15 protein-coding genes are annotated in these 14527 nt (G+C 63.2%); 9 read left to right on the top strand and 6 right to left on the bottom strand.

Annotation, left to right across the window (positions count from 1 at the left end):
• Positions 1-847 precede the first annotated feature (847 nt).
• From SBP01_RS08530 to SBP01_RS08500, 7 genes are all read left to right on the top strand, one after another.
• Positions 848-1489, top strand: a complete 642-nt coding sequence (locus SBP01_RS08530; RefSeq protein WP_320538109.1) for a GntR family transcriptional regulator — start codon at positions 848-850, stop codon at positions 1487-1489.
• Between the two features lie 132 nt (positions 1490-1621).
• The gene (locus SBP01_RS08525; RefSeq protein WP_320538108.1) at positions 1622-2494 is read left to right on the top strand and encodes a fumarylacetoacetate hydrolase family protein; all 873 of its coding nucleotides are present in this window, start codon (positions 1622-1624) and stop codon (positions 2492-2494) included.
• Complete coding sequence (locus tag SBP01_RS08520) at positions 2491-3399, top strand: alpha/beta hydrolase (protein ID WP_320538107.1); 909 nt, start codon at positions 2491-2493, stop codon at positions 3397-3399. Before SBP01_RS08525 ends, SBP01_RS08520 begins: the two co-directional genes overlap by 4 nt.
• A 44-nt stretch (positions 3400-3443) precedes the next feature.
• A complete protein-coding gene (locus SBP01_RS08515; protein ID WP_320538106.1) occupies positions 3444-4715 on the top strand; it encodes an amidohydrolase family protein in 1272 nt (423 codons plus the stop codon).
• 158 nt (positions 4716-4873) lie between these two features.
• Positions 4874-5365 carry a DUF1097 domain-containing protein gene (locus tag SBP01_RS08510; protein ID WP_320538105.1) on the top strand — a complete coding sequence of 164 codons (492 nt, stop codon included), beginning with the start codon at positions 4874-4876 and terminating at the stop codon, positions 5363-5365.
• A 118-nt stretch (positions 5366-5483) separates the two neighbouring features.
• The gene (locus SBP01_RS08505) at positions 5484-5786 is read left to right on the top strand and encodes a hypothetical protein (RefSeq protein WP_320538104.1); all 303 of its coding nucleotides are present in this window, start codon (positions 5484-5486) and stop codon (positions 5784-5786) included.
• A 14-nt stretch (positions 5787-5800) separates the two neighbouring features.
• Positions 5801-6403 carry a flavin reductase family protein gene (locus tag SBP01_RS08500; protein WP_320538103.1) on the top strand — a complete coding sequence of 201 codons (603 nt, stop codon included), beginning with the start codon at positions 5801-5803 and terminating at the stop codon, positions 6401-6403.
• A gap of 672 nt (positions 6404-7075) precedes the next feature.
• Here SBP01_RS08500 and SBP01_RS08495 read toward each other — a convergent pair.
• From SBP01_RS08495 to SBP01_RS08470, 6 genes are all read right to left on the bottom strand, one after another.
• The gene (locus SBP01_RS08495) at positions 7076-7381 is read right to left on the bottom strand and encodes a helix-turn-helix domain-containing protein (protein WP_320538102.1); all 306 of its coding nucleotides are present in this window, start codon (positions 7379-7381) and stop codon (positions 7076-7078) included.
• The gene (locus tag SBP01_RS08490) at positions 7381-7734 is read right to left on the bottom strand and encodes a type II toxin-antitoxin system RelE/ParE family toxin (RefSeq protein ID WP_275215995.1); all 354 of its coding nucleotides are present in this window, start codon (positions 7732-7734) and stop codon (positions 7381-7383) included. The genes SBP01_RS08495 and SBP01_RS08490 overlap by 1 nt, the downstream gene beginning before the upstream one ends.
• Before the next feature lie 174 nt (positions 7735-7908).
• The gene (locus SBP01_RS08485) at positions 7909-8115 is read right to left on the bottom strand and encodes a hypothetical protein (protein ID WP_414004279.1); all 207 of its coding nucleotides are present in this window, start codon (positions 8113-8115) and stop codon (positions 7909-7911) included.
• A gap of 137 nt (positions 8116-8252) precedes the next feature.
• Positions 8253-10673 (bottom strand): TOTE conflict system archaeo-eukaryotic primase domain-containing protein, encoded by a 2421-nt coding sequence (locus tag SBP01_RS08480; RefSeq protein ID WP_320538101.1) that lies wholly within the window; start codon positions 10671-10673, stop codon positions 8253-8255.
• Positions 10674-11368: 695 nt separating this feature from the next.
• Entirely contained in the window at positions 11369-12541 is a 1173-nt protein-coding gene (locus SBP01_RS08475; RefSeq protein ID WP_320538100.1) for a zinc-binding dehydrogenase, read from the bottom strand.
• Between the two features lie 419 nt (positions 12542-12960).
• Positions 12961-13140, bottom strand: coding sequence for a hypothetical protein (locus SBP01_RS08470; RefSeq protein ID WP_320538099.1), 180 nt, complete (start codon positions 13138-13140; stop codon positions 12961-12963).
• Between the two features lie 20 nt (positions 13141-13160).
• Here SBP01_RS08470 and SBP01_RS08465 point away from each other — a divergent pair, with 20 nt between their 5' ends.
• Positions 13161-13940 carry an alpha/beta fold hydrolase gene (locus SBP01_RS08465; RefSeq protein ID WP_320538098.1) on the top strand — a complete coding sequence of 260 codons (780 nt, stop codon included), beginning with the start codon at positions 13161-13163 and terminating at the stop codon, positions 13938-13940.
• Positions 13941-14122: 182 nt separating this feature from the next.
• A complete protein-coding gene (locus SBP01_RS08460; protein ID WP_275215971.1) occupies positions 14123-14512 on the top strand; it encodes a hypothetical protein in 390 nt (129 codons plus the stop codon).
• Positions 14513-14527 lie beyond the last annotated feature (15 nt).

Raw genomic sequence — 14527 nt, 5'->3', positions numbered from 1 at the left:
CGTTTCAATGATTCCGAATGTTAGGGGACCGCCGATCGGCGTTTCCCGCTGATGCGCCGCCGGCAACAGCATCCCGGTCGTGAGGACCATTCGCCTCGCGCAAGACAAGCAACCGTCAGACGTGCCACCCAATCATCATCCAGGAGGCCTAGCGGCCAACGTTTACGGACGTTTTCCAACGGCATCGGATGTTTTCGCCCGGAGGCAAATGCCGAAATCCGCTCCCGGGGAATGCTTCGGGGCATAGCGTTAGGTTTCCCAGTCTCCGAGCATCATCTGGACTGATTGGACCCTTGACGATCGAGGACAGCACCAGGACCCTGACCCCGGCGCCAGGGAACAGACTGCGGCCATCGTCAGAGGGACCAGAGGGACCCGCGAAGGGTCAATGTCCACACATTAAAGCAAAAACCCCCTGACGGAGGGGGTTATGCGTGCCCGAGTTGGGACTCGAACTGCATTCCAGCCCTTGGAAACACTAGGAAGTCCCGGAAACTTCGGCAAGCCAGCCCGATCCGCCACCAGTTCGACCCGATCCGAAGCCCCGGGTGTGCACATTGTGCACACCCCCAGAATTCGCCATTCCAGACTTTGCGACAGCCTGCTGCGCCCCGCACATATCGGGCGCGGCTCCCCTAAACCTGCCGAAAACTGGGCAAGATGGCAGTCTTCCCCGGGGCTTCCAATCCAAGGAGCCCAAGTCCCGGCTAATCGAGCATCTGGTCAACGAAGATCTATCCGAACGGACCGGACAGCAGGCAGAAGCTGCCGGCCAGGTGTCCTCTTCCTTTGTCCTCACGACTGACAATTATCGAGTATCTATAAAGCACTGTGGAACACTTGGACTATGGCAGTATCAGCAGCATTTGAGAACGAGAGCCTCTCGGAAAAGGTTAGACGGACCATCGTGGACCGGGTCATTGACGGCACCTACCCTCCCGGTACACGCCTGGTGGAACTCCAGCTCGCCAAGGAGTTCGGCGTCAGCCAGGCACCGGTCCGCGAAGCCCTGCGGGAACTGTCCTCCACCCGGCTGGTCGAAAACCTTCCCCGCCGCGGAACCTTTGTCCGGTCCGCGTCCCAGGACGACTTGGCCGAAGTCTATTTCGTCCGCCTCGCCCTGGAGGGAACCGCCGCCGCCGCCGCGTATCCGGCGCTCCATGATGACCCTACCCCGCTGCGCGAGGCGCTGGCCGGCATGCGCGAAGCCGCCGCTGCGAACGACGCCCACGGGATCGCAAAATACAGCACGGCCTTTCACCGCGCCGTCGTTGCAGCCACCGGAAACCGGCTCATGCTCGAAATCTGGGACTCCCTCTACGTCGAAGCCCGGACCATGGCCACCGTTGTCCGCGGCCACGTAGACCTGCACGCCGCCGCCGAAGCCCATGTCCCGATCCTGGACGCCTTCGAGAACGGTACCCCGGACCTCTGCACCAAGCTCGTCATCGAGCACCAACACGAGTACTCCATCCTCCCCCAGGAATAGGCCCTCCCCCTTGTGGGCAGGCACGGTAAGCGAGTGCCCTCCGAAGAATTATCGATAATCGCTTGTGATGCGAGTCACCCTCGTGTATTGTCTTCCTTATCAATTATCGATAATCGATCAAGGGAGATCACTTTGAAGCTCGTCACTTTCCGCCACCAAGGCACCGAGCAGACCGGCGTCCTCAGCGAAGACGCCTCGACCGTGACCGCCGTTCCCGGCTCGCAGGATCTGGTGTCACTCATCGAGAACTGGGACGGGGCCGCGGCGCAGCTCGCCGTGGCAACCGGGCGGGCAATCAACATCGCTGACGTTGAACTGCTCGCCCCGATCCCTCTCCCCCGCCGCAACATCTTCTGCGTCGGACGGAACTACGTCGAGCACGCCAAGGAATTCGCTAACTCCGGGTACGACGCCACCGCCAGCGCCACCGCGCAGCCCGAGTACCCGGTCGTGTTCACCAAGGCGCCCTCCACCGTTATTGGCACCGGCGCCGATATCGATCCGCACACGAGTGTGACGAACGAACTCGACTACGAAGCCGAGCTCGGGGTCATCATCGGAAAGGGCGGCCGCGGCATCAGCCAGGCCGATGCACTGGACCACGTCTGGGGCTACACCATCATCAATGACGTCACCGCCCGGGACCTGCAGAAGGACCACAAGCAGTGGTTCCTCGGCAAGAGCCTGGACACCCACGCACCAATGGGTCCGTGGGCTGTCACCCGCGACGAGGTCGGCGACGGCCCGCTTGACCTGCTCTGCACCGTCAACGGCGAAACCCGGCAAAAGGCCACTACCGCCGACCTGATCTTCGACATCCCCACCATCATCGAAACCATCAGCGCCGGCATCACGCTCCAGCCCGGCGACATCATCGCCACCGGCACCCCCGTCGGGGTGGGCATCGGCTTCACCCCGCCCCGGTTCCTGACCACCGGAGACGTCGTCGAAATCAGCATCAGCAAGCTCGGCACCCTGACAAACCGGATCGGAGAAGGACGATGAACACCGCAACCATCGCCCCCGGCCTGACAACGGTCGGCACGAAACAGCTCTTCGTCGAAACCACCGGCTCCGGCCCCGACGTCGTCCTGGTCCACGGCCTAGGCGGCACCACGAGCTTCTTCGAACCCCTCGTCGCCTCACTGGCCGAACGGTTCAGGGTCACCCGCTATGACTTCACCGGACACGGACGCTCACCCCGGGCCGGGGAACTGACCCTGGAATCCCTCACCGCCGAACTGGCGCTGGTCATCGAATCCCAGACAGCCGCCGGACAGGCGCACCTCGTCGGACACTCGATGGGAACCCTCATCGTCCAGCAACTGGCCTCGACACGCCCGGACCTGGTCCAGGAAGTCGTCATGCTCGGCCCGTTCCGGGAACAGGCCCAGGCCGCGAAGGACGCCACCCGGGCACGCGCCGCCCTCGTCCGGGAAAAGGGCATGGCCGCCATAGCCGACATCGTCGCTAACGCCGCCACCGCCGACCACGCAGCAATCGGGAACCCCCTGGTCCGGCCCTTCGTCCGCGAACTGCTCCTCGGCCAGGACCCGGAAGCCTACGCCCAGGCCTGCGAGGCCCTCGCCGCCGCGACCAACCCGGACCTGACCGCGATCAAGTCAAAGGTCCTGCTCCTGACCGGCAGCGAGGACAAAGTCAGCACCCCGGACTCCAACGAGGCCATGGCCGCCGAGCTGGACAGCGCGGAACTCCTGGTCGCACCTGGGACCGGGCACTGGACTGTCCCCGAGGCGCCGGACTTCGTCACCGCTGCCGTCGTGGACTTCCTCACCAGCACCACCCTCACGCCGTCGACGAAGAAGACCTGTGCGTGCAGCAGTGCCAGCCCGGGCTGCCAGTCCCGCCGCCAGCAGAGCATCACCATGCAGATCCGCAAAGCCCCCTAACAACCGCTCCACCACCTCCATCTCAAGATAAGGACAACGAAGTCATGTCGAAAACCCTCTTCACCAACGTCAGCATCCTCGACAGCACCGGAGCCCAGCCCTTCCTGGGCGAAGTGCTGATCGTCGATGAGCGCATCACCGACGTCCGCGCCGGCTCCGGCAACCTGCCCCGCGAAGGCGTCAAGGTCATCGACGGCCGCGGCCAGACCCTGATGTCAGGCCTGTGCGACGCCCACACCCACTTCACCTGGAACGACGGGGACCTCAACGGCCTGGAAACCATGCAGGTCGAAGAACACCTGCTCCACACCGTCCAGTCCGCCAAAACCTACATCGACTACGGCTACACCATGTGCTTCGGCGCCGCCAGCGCCAAGAAGCGCCTCGACGTCGTAGTCCGCAACGCCATCAACGCCGGCGACATCCCGGGCCCCCGATACCTGGCCAACGGCCAGGAAATCGCCACCACCGCCGGCGACCTCGTCCCCGGCATCACCCAGATCGCTGACGGCGTCGAGGAAATGCGCAAGGTCGTCCGCGAAACCATCGGCCTGGGCGTGGACCAGATCAAACTCAGCATCTCCGGGGAGGAAATCACCGGCTCCAAGGCAGCCACCGACACCTACATCACCGAAGAAGAACTCCAGGTTGCCGTCGACGAAGCCCACCGCCGCCACGTCCGCGTCTGCACCCACGCCCGCAGCCGCGACTCCGTCATCATCTCCCTGAAAACAGGCGTGGACATGATCTACCACGCCTCCTACATCGACGACGAAGGCATGGACATGCTCGAGGCCGCCAAGGACCGCGTCTTCGTCGCCCCCGCCATCAACTGGATCGTCGCCACCCTCAACGACGCAGCAGCCTTCGGCTACTCCCACGAAGCCGCCGAAAAAGCCGGCTACGCCCACGAACTCGAAATCGCCTGCAAAGCCATCCAGGAAATGCGCCGCCGCGGCATCCGCGTCCTGCCCGGCGGAGACTACGGCTTCGCCTGGACACCCCGCGGCACCTACGCCCGCGACCTGGACCACTTCGTCAAGCTCTTCGGCTACACCGAAATGGAAGCCATCATCGCCGCCACCGCCCTCGGAGGGGAACTCTTCCAAAAGCCCGACGAACTCGGCAAGGTTCTGCCCGGCTTCTACGCCGACCTGATCCTGGTCGACGGCAACCCGCTCGAAGACATCACCATCCTCCAGGACATCACCAAGATCACCGCCGTGATGAAAAACGGCGAATTCCACCGCGAACCCGCCGAGCACAGCCCGGCCACCCCGGAAACCGCGCCCGATCTCGCACTGACCCACCTCTAACCAGCGCCGCTACGGCCCCGGCCTCAGGCCGGGGCCGTACTCGACTCATCCATCCCACCAACACCGGATCGCCCGATCGCGATTCTTTGTACGCGGCGGTCCCCTAGCTTTCCTTTCAAAAAGACAATGACGCCATTTTGACCCTAAGGAACACACCAATGAAGCCCCTCGTCACCACCGGAATTACCGCCGGCATCCTCGCCGGACTCTGGACCCAATTCAGCGCCCCCCTCGGCCTCATCACCTGGGTCGGATTCCTCTCCTGGGCATGCTTCTTCGCCGCCGGCGGCAAACGCGCCGGACTGCTCAAGACCATCCCCGCCAACCTATCCGGCGTGTTGTGGGGCGCAGCCATCGTCTGGGGAGCGGCGAACCTCCCCATCCCCGGCGCCCTCGGCATCTCCGTCGCCATCGCCGCCTTCGCGATGTGCGTCCAGGCACGCTGGACCGTGCTGGGCTTCATCCCCGGAGCATTCGCCGGATGCGCCGCGTACTTCGGCACAACCTTCGACGCCGCCGGGACCTGCCTGGCCCTGATCGCCGGCACCGGCCTCGGCTGGCTCTCCGAATACACCGCAAGCCTTCTCACCAACACCGGCAAGAAGGCGCAGACACCCGCCCCGATTACAGAAACCCAAACCGTCGCCTAACGGCAAAAGAGCGGCCCTAACCGACCAACCCCGCATGCCTCGGGTGCCACCGGCCAGGTAGCCGCCGGTGGCACCTGACCCCACGGACCGTATCCGCCCCCACGACCCAGGAACCGCTATGAGTCAAACCACAGCGCACCCCGCTGCCGGGTCCTTCCCCACCGAACACAGGACCCTGAAACCCCAAACAGCGTGCTGCTTCCGGGTCGATGAATGGTTCCGCCGCCCGGCAGCAACAGTAGAAATCCGCCGCCACGGCACCTATGTCAGAACCGCACGGGTCGACGCCGCAACCGAGGACTCAAGAATGCTCTGGCTTTCCCCGGAAGGCGTCGATTCCCGCGTGCTCATCGACAAACTCGACGTATACGAAGTGTGGACCGACCCCGAACAGCCCTATTACCCACGGCAGCACCGGTAGCCAAAGGAGGCACCATGACCATCATCATCGAACAAATCAGCACCATCGATCCCACCCGCGTCCGGGACGTGATGTCCAAGGTGCCCACCAGCGTCACCGTCGTCGCCGGCCAGCCCGAACTCACCGGAGAGCGCACAGCCATGACCGTCGGATCATTCATGTTCGTCTCACTTGAACCATGCCTCATAGGATTCTTCGTCGGTCGCGAGTCCACCAGTTGGCCCAAAATCAATAAATCCACAGTGCTCGGCATCAGCACGCTGGCCTCCGGACAGGCCGGTTTCTGCCGCAAGCTTGGCAAGAAGGAAGCAGATCGCTTCGCCGACCATTACTGGACCCGCGGCGAATACGGTGCACCCCTTGTGGCGGGTTCGGGGGCCTCCATGGAATGCCAGATCGAGAACATCACGTCAGTCGGCGACCACGACTTCGTTTTGGCCCGTGTCCTCGATATCAGCCCAGGCACCACGGCAGACCCCCTTGGTCTTCCAAAATCACGGATTTTCGGGACTCAACACCCACTGACGGCTCGACACTCGGATCACCGGCCCGGCCAGGCGCCCGGAGTATCCGCCCTCCGTAAAGAATCGCGTTTGGAGCCCTTGCCGGTTCAATGACCACACAAGTGCGAACGCCGCCGATAGCCAACGAGTCGACAATTTTCGGCCGCAAGGCCGCGGAAGCGTTCACATAGCGACCTATTCGCAGTGAACTAGGCCAGCCGGGCGATACCTGCGGCCTCGGCCGGCATGGCTGCAAACAACGCGCTCGAACGCCAGGGCACGCTGGTGACGGCAACACCGGATGCCCAAGAAAGTTCCGCCCAACACGGACGCACGCGCGCCCGTCCGGCCGGCGACATGATGACCAAGAAGAAGATGTGCTCCCCAAGCCGCAGCAGGTCATGCACTTCCAAGCGCTCCCGGCCATGAAGAAGTACGCAGCAACACCGCTGCCGAACTAGGAGAAGGAGCCACCCGGCCACATCGACGGCCGCCGACAAAAAATGCCCCCGAAGGGGCCCGTCAGTGAACAGATTGTGCACACTCAGAGGACCACAAGCCCCTGAACAGTGAAAACACGTGCCCGAGGTGGGACTCGAACCGGACTCCAGCCCTTGTAAACACTGGCCTCCCGCGGAAACATGCCGAATCCGGCCCGATCCGTCCTGAGTACGACCCAGTCCGACCCCCAGAGTGTGCACATTGTGCACACCCCTTTTTTCCCACCTTTTAGACCGCGCTGTCCGGGCAGACGGCTGCCGTCGCGGATCGCTCCGAGTCGCTTCGTCAGGCGATCTGGATTCGTTCGTCGCCGAGTTCAACCTCGACGCGAAGCCGGCCGCCGAGCGCCTCGACGTATTTCCGCAAAGTATCGACCTGGGCACGATCAATGTCACCGTGCTCGATGCGGGAAACCCTGTTCTGGCTGACATGAAGGCGCCCAGCCAGCTCGACCTGCGTCAGTTCAGAGGCCTCGCGGAGCTCCCGAAGCCGGTAGGCCCGGACCTCATCGACCATGCGCTTCTTGTGGGCATTCACAGCTGCCCGGTCCACCGGACGCTTTGCCAGTAGTTCCTCCATGGACTTCGCCACTATGCCCCTCCTTTCAGAATCCTCAGATGATCATCGAACAGGTCATCAGCAACCGGAATGTTCGTCTTGTACCACTTGCTCCAGTTGCCCGCCTTGTCCCCCGCGACAAGCAGGATCGCCCGCCGCTCCGGATCAAAGGCAAACAGGATTCGCAGTTCCGACCGCCCGCTCGACCCCGGCCGCAGCTCCTTCATATTCTTATGCCGTGAACGAACCACCGTGTCGACCAATGGACGACCAAGTTGAGGTCCGCGCTCGGCGAGAAGCTCTAATGCAGCAATAATCTGCTCATATGAGTCTTGGTCAAGACCTAACAACCATGGCTCAACTAATCCCACGTCAACTTTCCACATCGAGTCCATAATACAACTCAGGTGTTCTACAACTCAAGTGCTATATTGCGGCCGCCACTTGTTGGACGTGCAGTAGGGACGAGCCGTCACACCCATAACGGTTGTGGCCAGGCAGTGCGTCGCAGAGAAGTAGATCTGGCAAGGCGACGATGTCGTCGTATTCGAAGCGAGAACTCAGGCATCGTCCAGGCGCTTCAGCAGCCCGGCGTCGTGGCGCATTACGAAGTCCAGGCCCGCGCTGATTTCCTGCCTGTGCCGGTGACCTTGGACGTCCGAACCGGCAACTTGGCCAAGCAGCGCCGACCTGGAGGTGTGCGCCTTGGCAGTAGGCTCATCCGGACGGCAGTCACAGTCGTCTGAAACACGCAGGTTCATGTCCACGTTCGATGATACTAAGCGGTATCAGGTAGTTCACTGGCGTGAGACGTGTCCGGCTGCCCGACGGTGACCTCTCGAGAATACGGTTCCGAGGAGTTGTGGCAACGCAGACACCGCCGCCTACGGTCCTGTGGACGATGTTATCTGCTATTGAGCTTGCGCGGATCAGGGAACCCGAGCGAGACGTAGCCCGGAGCCCGCTTGTTCAGGGACGCGGCCAGTACGGGTGTTGATTCGTCGTAGTAGTCGTGAACTGTCGCCACAGTTTTCCCTGGGTGCGGCCGGATTACCCGGCCGACGTACTGGACCAATCTGCCTTTAAACGACACCGGCGCTGCAAGGAACAGGGTATCCAGTTTGGGGCAGTCAAAGCCTTCTCCAATATATGAGCCGGTGCCCAAGACCAGCAGAGGCTGCGAATCATCGGTGGTGGCAAGAAGGTCGACGGCGGCCTGTCGCTCCTTGGCTTTCATCGCCCCAGTGAAAGCCACTGGCTTCAGACCAGCCGCCTCGAACCGGGACCTCAGGGACTCAAGATGGGCTTTCCACGTAGTCAGTACAAGGATTCTGGAGTTCTGTTCGTAAGCTTCAATGACGTCGTCGTAAATTTGCTGTAGGCGTTCCTCATTGGTGATCAAGTCCTTGTAGATGGCAGAGATCCCGCCCGGTTCGCTGGGGTCTGCGGCGCCGTCGTACGCGTATGAGGTCCGGTGCAGTTCCAAAGTCAGCGTCGGTTCGGCAATGTCATGTGCGTGCGTTGGCAGCTGCTGTGGAACAGCTGTGGAAATCGTGTGTGAGATTTGGCCGAGCTGGTGGTAGATCAGCGAGTCCAACTTGTCCCGTCGGTACGGTGTGGCCGTCAGCCCCAGCCAGTACCGGGCCTGGATCTGGTTCATGACGTGGGTGAACGCTGCCGCCGGGACGTGGTGACATTCGTCCACGATGACGAAACCGTACCCGGCGGTCAGCTCGGCAACATTTTCCCGCCGTGCCAGCGTGGGCAACAGCGCGACATCGACCCGACCCGTCGTCTTGGCACGGCCACCTCCGATTTGGCCGCACTTCTCGTCCAAGAATTCACGGATGCGGCTGCGCCATTGCTCCGCCAAGGCTTTGCGATCAACCAGAATGAGCGTTGCGACGCCACGCAGTGCCATCGCAGCACACGCCATAACGGTCTTGCCTGTGCCGGGCGGGGCCACCAGGACTCCGTGCTCGGCGGCAGTGGCGGCGTCCACGGCGTCTTGTTGTTCCGCGCGCAGGCGGGCCGAGCACTCGAAGCTGTGAGCAGCGCCTCCCGACCGTTCATCATCGATGCGCAGCGAGCTGCCACTCGATTCGACAAGTTGCTGTAATAAGGGCAACAACCCACGCGGCAGGATCAGGTCGCCGTCAAGGGTTTCGTCGTAGTTGCGCAGGTATCGGGGAATATTCCAGGTGGATCGCCTCTGGCGTTGGCGTTCATAGAACTCAGGGTTGGGCATGGATGCGGCATGCTTGACGGCCGAGATCATGGCTGGTCCAAGGTCTGCTGCCCTGAGAGTCAGGCGCGATGCGAATGTTGCATGGACGATCAGTGCCGGGCGTGGAACGATCTTCGACGATAGCGGCAGTTCTAGCCGGCGAACCTCTTGTCCCAGCCTAACTCCAGGCAATCTTCGGATATGCATACGAACGTCCCCGGCCGAGAGCCGATCCAGGCTGGAAAGGTACGCCCATTGGTCCTCGTATGGTTCGAGGGTCGTAGTGTCGAGGAACAACGTGGTGCCGTGCTGGCGGCGCTTGCCGTTTAGCGGCGCCGCTATCAGGTTACCCATACCTTTGCCCGAGTGAATGTCCTGGGCGGGGAAAAGCCTGTCATAACTGGCCAGGCTCATGCTGCCACGCAATGCCATTGCTTCGTGGATGAGACCCGTGCCAAGCTGGCGTGCTGCGGATGCCGGCAGAGCTGTGCTGAAGAAGATCCATACATGGGCGCCACGTCCGGATTGGGACACTTCCAGTGCTGCGGGGATACCCCGAAAGCGAGCCGCCTTGACGTACGCCAGGGCATCGAGCATTGCGGCGCCCCCGTCAAAGTCCGCGGCGACCCACCAGCAGGTGTCCTGTTCAGTCAAGGGATAGAGGCCAATATGCTGCGCCCCGCGCAAATGGTCGGCAACGACTACCGGAGTAAGCAGCAGGAACCTGGCACCTGCAATGTTCGCGCTCTTGCGCCAGCCACCGGCGACTGCAGGAACCCAGCCGGAGCGACCGTCCCGCGAGTTTTCCCACCGGACTGCGTACACGTCATTGCGTGCCCTGAACAGGTCTTGGAACAGACGGACTTTCGCTTCCGGAGACGATTCCATGGTGACCGGACCGTGGTGCAACACCGCAGGAATTACAGCCTGGGCCAGGTATGGTGCCTTTGATTCCGATTCCGTGAGTTCCACGAGTTTACGCAGCCTGGCATTGTCGAGGCGCAATTCGTCGAGCTCACGTCTCAGCGCCCTGTCTGCCGCATTGGAAAGGCCCGGCAATGCAGTTTGTCCAGCAGCTTCAGGAGTGTCTTCAGTCACGGTTCCATTGTGGTCGGAAGAGGCCACCACGCCGAAACCAGAGAAGCGTCATCAGACTGCTGGTAGTGCCGATTGGACAGCACGTCATCAAATTTGAGACGAGTCATGTGGCCGCGGCCTGACCCCGCTATGAAGAGGCATACTACTGGCCACTCCAAGGATTGCGAGGCACCAGGCCAGGCAGACGTTTACCAGCGAAAAGCCCCCAAAGGGGCCATAACAGGATATTTGTCCGTCCACACTCAGAGGCCTACAGCCTCTGACGTGGGAAAACGTGCCCGAGGTGGGACTCGAACCGGGTTCCAGCCCTTGAATTTCCGCCACTCCCCCGCAAACATCGCCAATCCGGGCCAGTCCGGCACCAGTACGACCCAGTCCGAAGCCCAGGGTGTGCACATTGTGCACACCCCCTTTTTGCCCACTTCACCGCCCCAACCACGCTGCTTAAACGGCCGCCCGGGCGGGGAGCGATTTCGCCGAAAAATGAAGAACGGGCCTCTGGAACCGGACAGGCGCCGAATGTGCACCGCACTACGGGGCAGCCCTCCTGCTGGAAATCGACGAACATCATGGTGGCGGGTCCCTCCTTTCCGAACGTCTCATGGAGAAACGGACAGCGACCTGCATGACCAACCGACCCGCTTTCAAGGATCCTCTAACGGACCGGCTTACGGGCAGCTAGTTCCGTCTTGTCTTTACTCTGCGGCTTTCGCCGGCGACGCGATCAGGACCAGGGTGCCGATGGCGTCTCCGCCCTCCAGCAGAGTGTGGACCCGAGCCGCCTCCGATAGCGGGATGCGCCCGGCGATCACCGGCCGGATCCGCCCGGCCTCGAGCAACTCGTAGAGGGTTGCCCAGGCCGCCAGCAACGGACGGCCGTCAAGCCGCCAAAGCCCCGTGCTATAGGACCGGATCCTCGCCCCGCACCCAGCCTGGTTGTGGCGCACTGCCCGGAGTAGCAGGCGCAGGGTCCTGCCCGGGCTTCCGGGATTGGCGTACTCCACCAGCACACCCCCGGAACGGAGCACCGCCAGAGCGCGGTCCACCCACTCACCGCCTACCCCGTCGAGCACCGCGTCCACCCCCTCAGGCTCGAGACGCCGCACGATGTCCACGACGTCCGCGCCCTGGGCGTCGAGGGGCAACACCCCGTGGTCGGTGAGCCAGTGGTACTTCGCGGCGTCGGCGGCCCCGTACATCCTCAATCCCAGCAGCTGACCCAGCTGCACTATGGCGCTGCCGATCCCGCCGGCGGCCCCGGTGACCAGGACCGCCTGCCCGGGCCGTATCCGGGCCGCACGGGAGAGGGCCTGGTGGGCAACCAGGTAGTTCAGGGCCACGGCCACCACCTCACCCGCATCCAGGCTGGCAGGGATCCGCATCATCGGATGCCGGCGCACGAAGACGTACTCTGCATATCCGCCTGTCTCCGTCAGCACCACCACCCGATCCCCAGGCGCGACGGCGGTGACGCCTTCCCCCACTGCGTCCACCACGCCTACCGCGGTGTAGCCGGGTGTGAATGGGAACCGCGGCGGATATGTCGATATTCCTTGGCGCATCTGCACATCGACGGCGCTCACGCCGGAGGCTTCAACCCGGACCCGCGCCTCGCCCCTTCGAGGTTCCGGCAGCGTGCGGAGCACGACCTCCAGCACATCCGGCCTGCCGGCTCGGACCGCGACCACGCTGCGGTACTCCGAGGGTACCCCCTGCTGCGCTGTCTTCGTGGCTGCACGAAGGACCGCGAGGGCGCCAGGGTGCCGAGCCCCCATGGCGAGCGCATCGCGGGCCCAAGTCAGGAGCAAGGCGAGAGCGGAGTGTGGCGCGATCGTGTGGATCCCGACAAATGTCCATACAGCTGCCATGAGAACCTCCAGGAGCAGGACATGAGGAGTATGAGGAAAGAACCCAGCGCGTGGTTCTTCTCCACTGTCACAACTCTGGGGGGCGCAGACTAGGGCCATTCGCCTCGCACGCAGATTGCAGTTGAGGACGTCCATTGCTCCAGCCGGGCCTGCGTTCCCTCGCGGCCGGGTGCGACAACTGGGCCCCGACGGGCGTGCCACGCACAGCTGGCTCGTTTCGTGCCCGTGCTACAGGCCTTCAGAAATGCGTCCACCCCAGCTGATGTGGGGGGGGATCCTTCACCGGAACGGGCTGAAGGTGGAACCCGCTCTGTCCGGCATACTCGGGTGAATCTTGAGCAACACGCGGCGACGACGGCGATAATCGACGTATGACTGAGCACTTACCGTCCTGGCCGACCACACCACCAAGCTACAGTTCAGTCGTTTTGCGCGAGTTCACCGACGACGACGTACATCTCGCGTTCGAGCTCGCGGACGATCCTTGCATTCCTCTCATTGGCAGCCTTCCGGCACTCCCCACCGCACAGCAGGCTCTGGAGTGGATCTGCCGGCAGCGCGGCCCGTTCGCCGAAGGAAAAGGGCCCGATATGTTGCACCGCCCCCCTACAGTGGAGTCATGCTGCACTCAACCCGGCAAGGCTCCGGTAAGCCACTCCTCCTGATCCATGGGCTCGGTTCCAGTATTGGTAACTGGAGCCCGGTAGTCCCGGCGCTGGCCGCTGAACGCGATGTCATCGCCGTCGACCTCCCCGGTTGCGGCGAATCCGCGCCGCTGACCGGCGAAACCACCATTGCCACGCTGACCGATGCCGTCGAAGCCTTTATCCGCGACGGGGAACTGGGTGACCTTGATCTGGTAGGCAGCTCCATGGGCGCCCGGATGGCGATGGAAATGGCACGGCGAGGGCACGCTGGCACCACGATCGCACTGGACCCTGGTGGATTCTGGAATGACCGCCAGGCAGCGATCTTTGGTGCAAGCATCAAAGCATCCGTCGCACTGGTGCGCCGCATCCAACCGGCGCTGCCCTTCCTCACCGGCAACCCCGTGGGCCGCACGGCCCTGTTGGCTCAGTTCTCCGCCCACCCATGGAAGCTGCCGCAGGATCTAGTCCTGCATGAGCTTCGCGGGTTCAAGACGTCGACCAGTCTGGACCCGGCCCTCAACGCACTGATTCACGGACCACGCCAGGAAGGCGCACCGGCCGGCTCACTCAAGGGCAAAATGGTCATTGGATGGGGGCGGAAGGACAAAGTCACCGCTCCCAGCGAGGCCGCGCGGGCCACGGAGCTATTCCCGGATGCAACGCTCCACTGGTTCGAAAACTGCGGTCACTTCCCGCACTGGGACCAACCATCGGAAGCGGCGCGCCTGATCCTCGATAGCACCAGCTGAGCTGCGGCTGACCGCCTGGGCGGAGCCATCTACGTTGAGTTGGCTTCAGAAAGGTGGAACCTGCGACGGCTGGGGATGATGCCCCGGCCTCGGGAGGCATCGACGTCGCCGGTCCCGAATTGGAGAACCGGCTTCACCTGGACCGCCGCCGCTAGGACGCGGCGGCGCTGGCCGTCAGCGCGGTGATCCATGTCCAGCTCGCCCCCGGCTATAAGCGGGCAGCCCCCGGCGGTCTCGGACAAGGGACCCTGTTTCTGGTCCAGGCCGGAGCCGCGGCCCTCGCGGCGGTGTTTGTGCTGCTCAGAGGATCCCGGACCAATTTCGCCGCCGCCGCCGTGGTGGGATTCTCGTCCCTGGCCGCGGTCATCCTGTACCGGTACGTCCAGGTCCCTGCCCTCGGGCCGCTGCCGTCGATGTACGAACCGGTCTGGTACACAGCCAAGACCATCACGGCAGTCGCCGAAGCGGCTGCCGGTGCCCTAGCGGTGACCGTATACGCCCTGCAGCACAAGACCCGGCCAGGATCACGTCCGGCTGCAAGGGGCCGGCGCCGCGGGGCTTCAACGACCTGACCCTGACCCCATTTC

The sequence above is a fragment of the Pseudarthrobacter sp. IC2-21 genome (genome assembly GCF_034048115.1).
GTDB classification, from domain to species: Bacteria; Actinomycetota; Actinomycetes; order Actinomycetales; family Micrococcaceae; genus Arthrobacter; species Arthrobacter naphthalenicus.
Note: the sequence above shows the minus strand (reverse complement) of the source record. Positions and strands in the feature narration are given on the sequence as shown.

Bases quoted from the DNA above. Each gene is read 5' to 3' on its own strand.
- SBP01_RS08530 (WP_320538109.1), top strand. From the start codon at position 848: ATGGCAGTATCAGCAGCATTTGAGAACGAGAGCCTCTCGGAAAAGGTT.
- SBP01_RS08520 (WP_320538107.1), top strand. From the start codon at position 2,491: ATGAACACCGCAACCATCGCCCCCGGCCTGACAACGGTCGGCACGAAA.
- SBP01_RS08515 (WP_320538106.1), top strand. From the start codon at position 3,444: ATGTCGAAAACCCTCTTCACCAACGTCAGCATCCTCGACAGCACCGGA.
- SBP01_RS08510 (WP_320538105.1), top strand. From the start codon at position 4,874: ATGAAGCCCCTCGTCACCACCGGAATTACCGCCGGCATCCTCGCCGGA.
- SBP01_RS08505 (WP_320538104.1), top strand. From the start codon at position 5,484: ATGAGTCAAACCACAGCGCACCCCGCTGCCGGGTCCTTCCCCACCGAA.
- SBP01_RS08500 (WP_320538103.1), top strand. From the start codon at position 5,801: ATGACCATCATCATCGAACAAATCAGCACCATCGATCCCACCCGCGTC.
- SBP01_RS08490 (WP_275215995.1), bottom strand. From the start codon at position 7,734: ATGTGGAAAGTTGACGTGGGATTAGTTGAGCCATGGTTGTTAGGTCTT.
- SBP01_RS08475 (WP_320538100.1), bottom strand. From the start codon at position 12,541: ATGGCAGCTGTATGGACATTTGTCGGGATCCACACGATCGCGCCACAC.
- SBP01_RS08465 (WP_320538098.1), top strand. From the start codon at position 13,161: ATGCTGCACTCAACCCGGCAAGGCTCCGGTAAGCCACTCCTCCTGATC.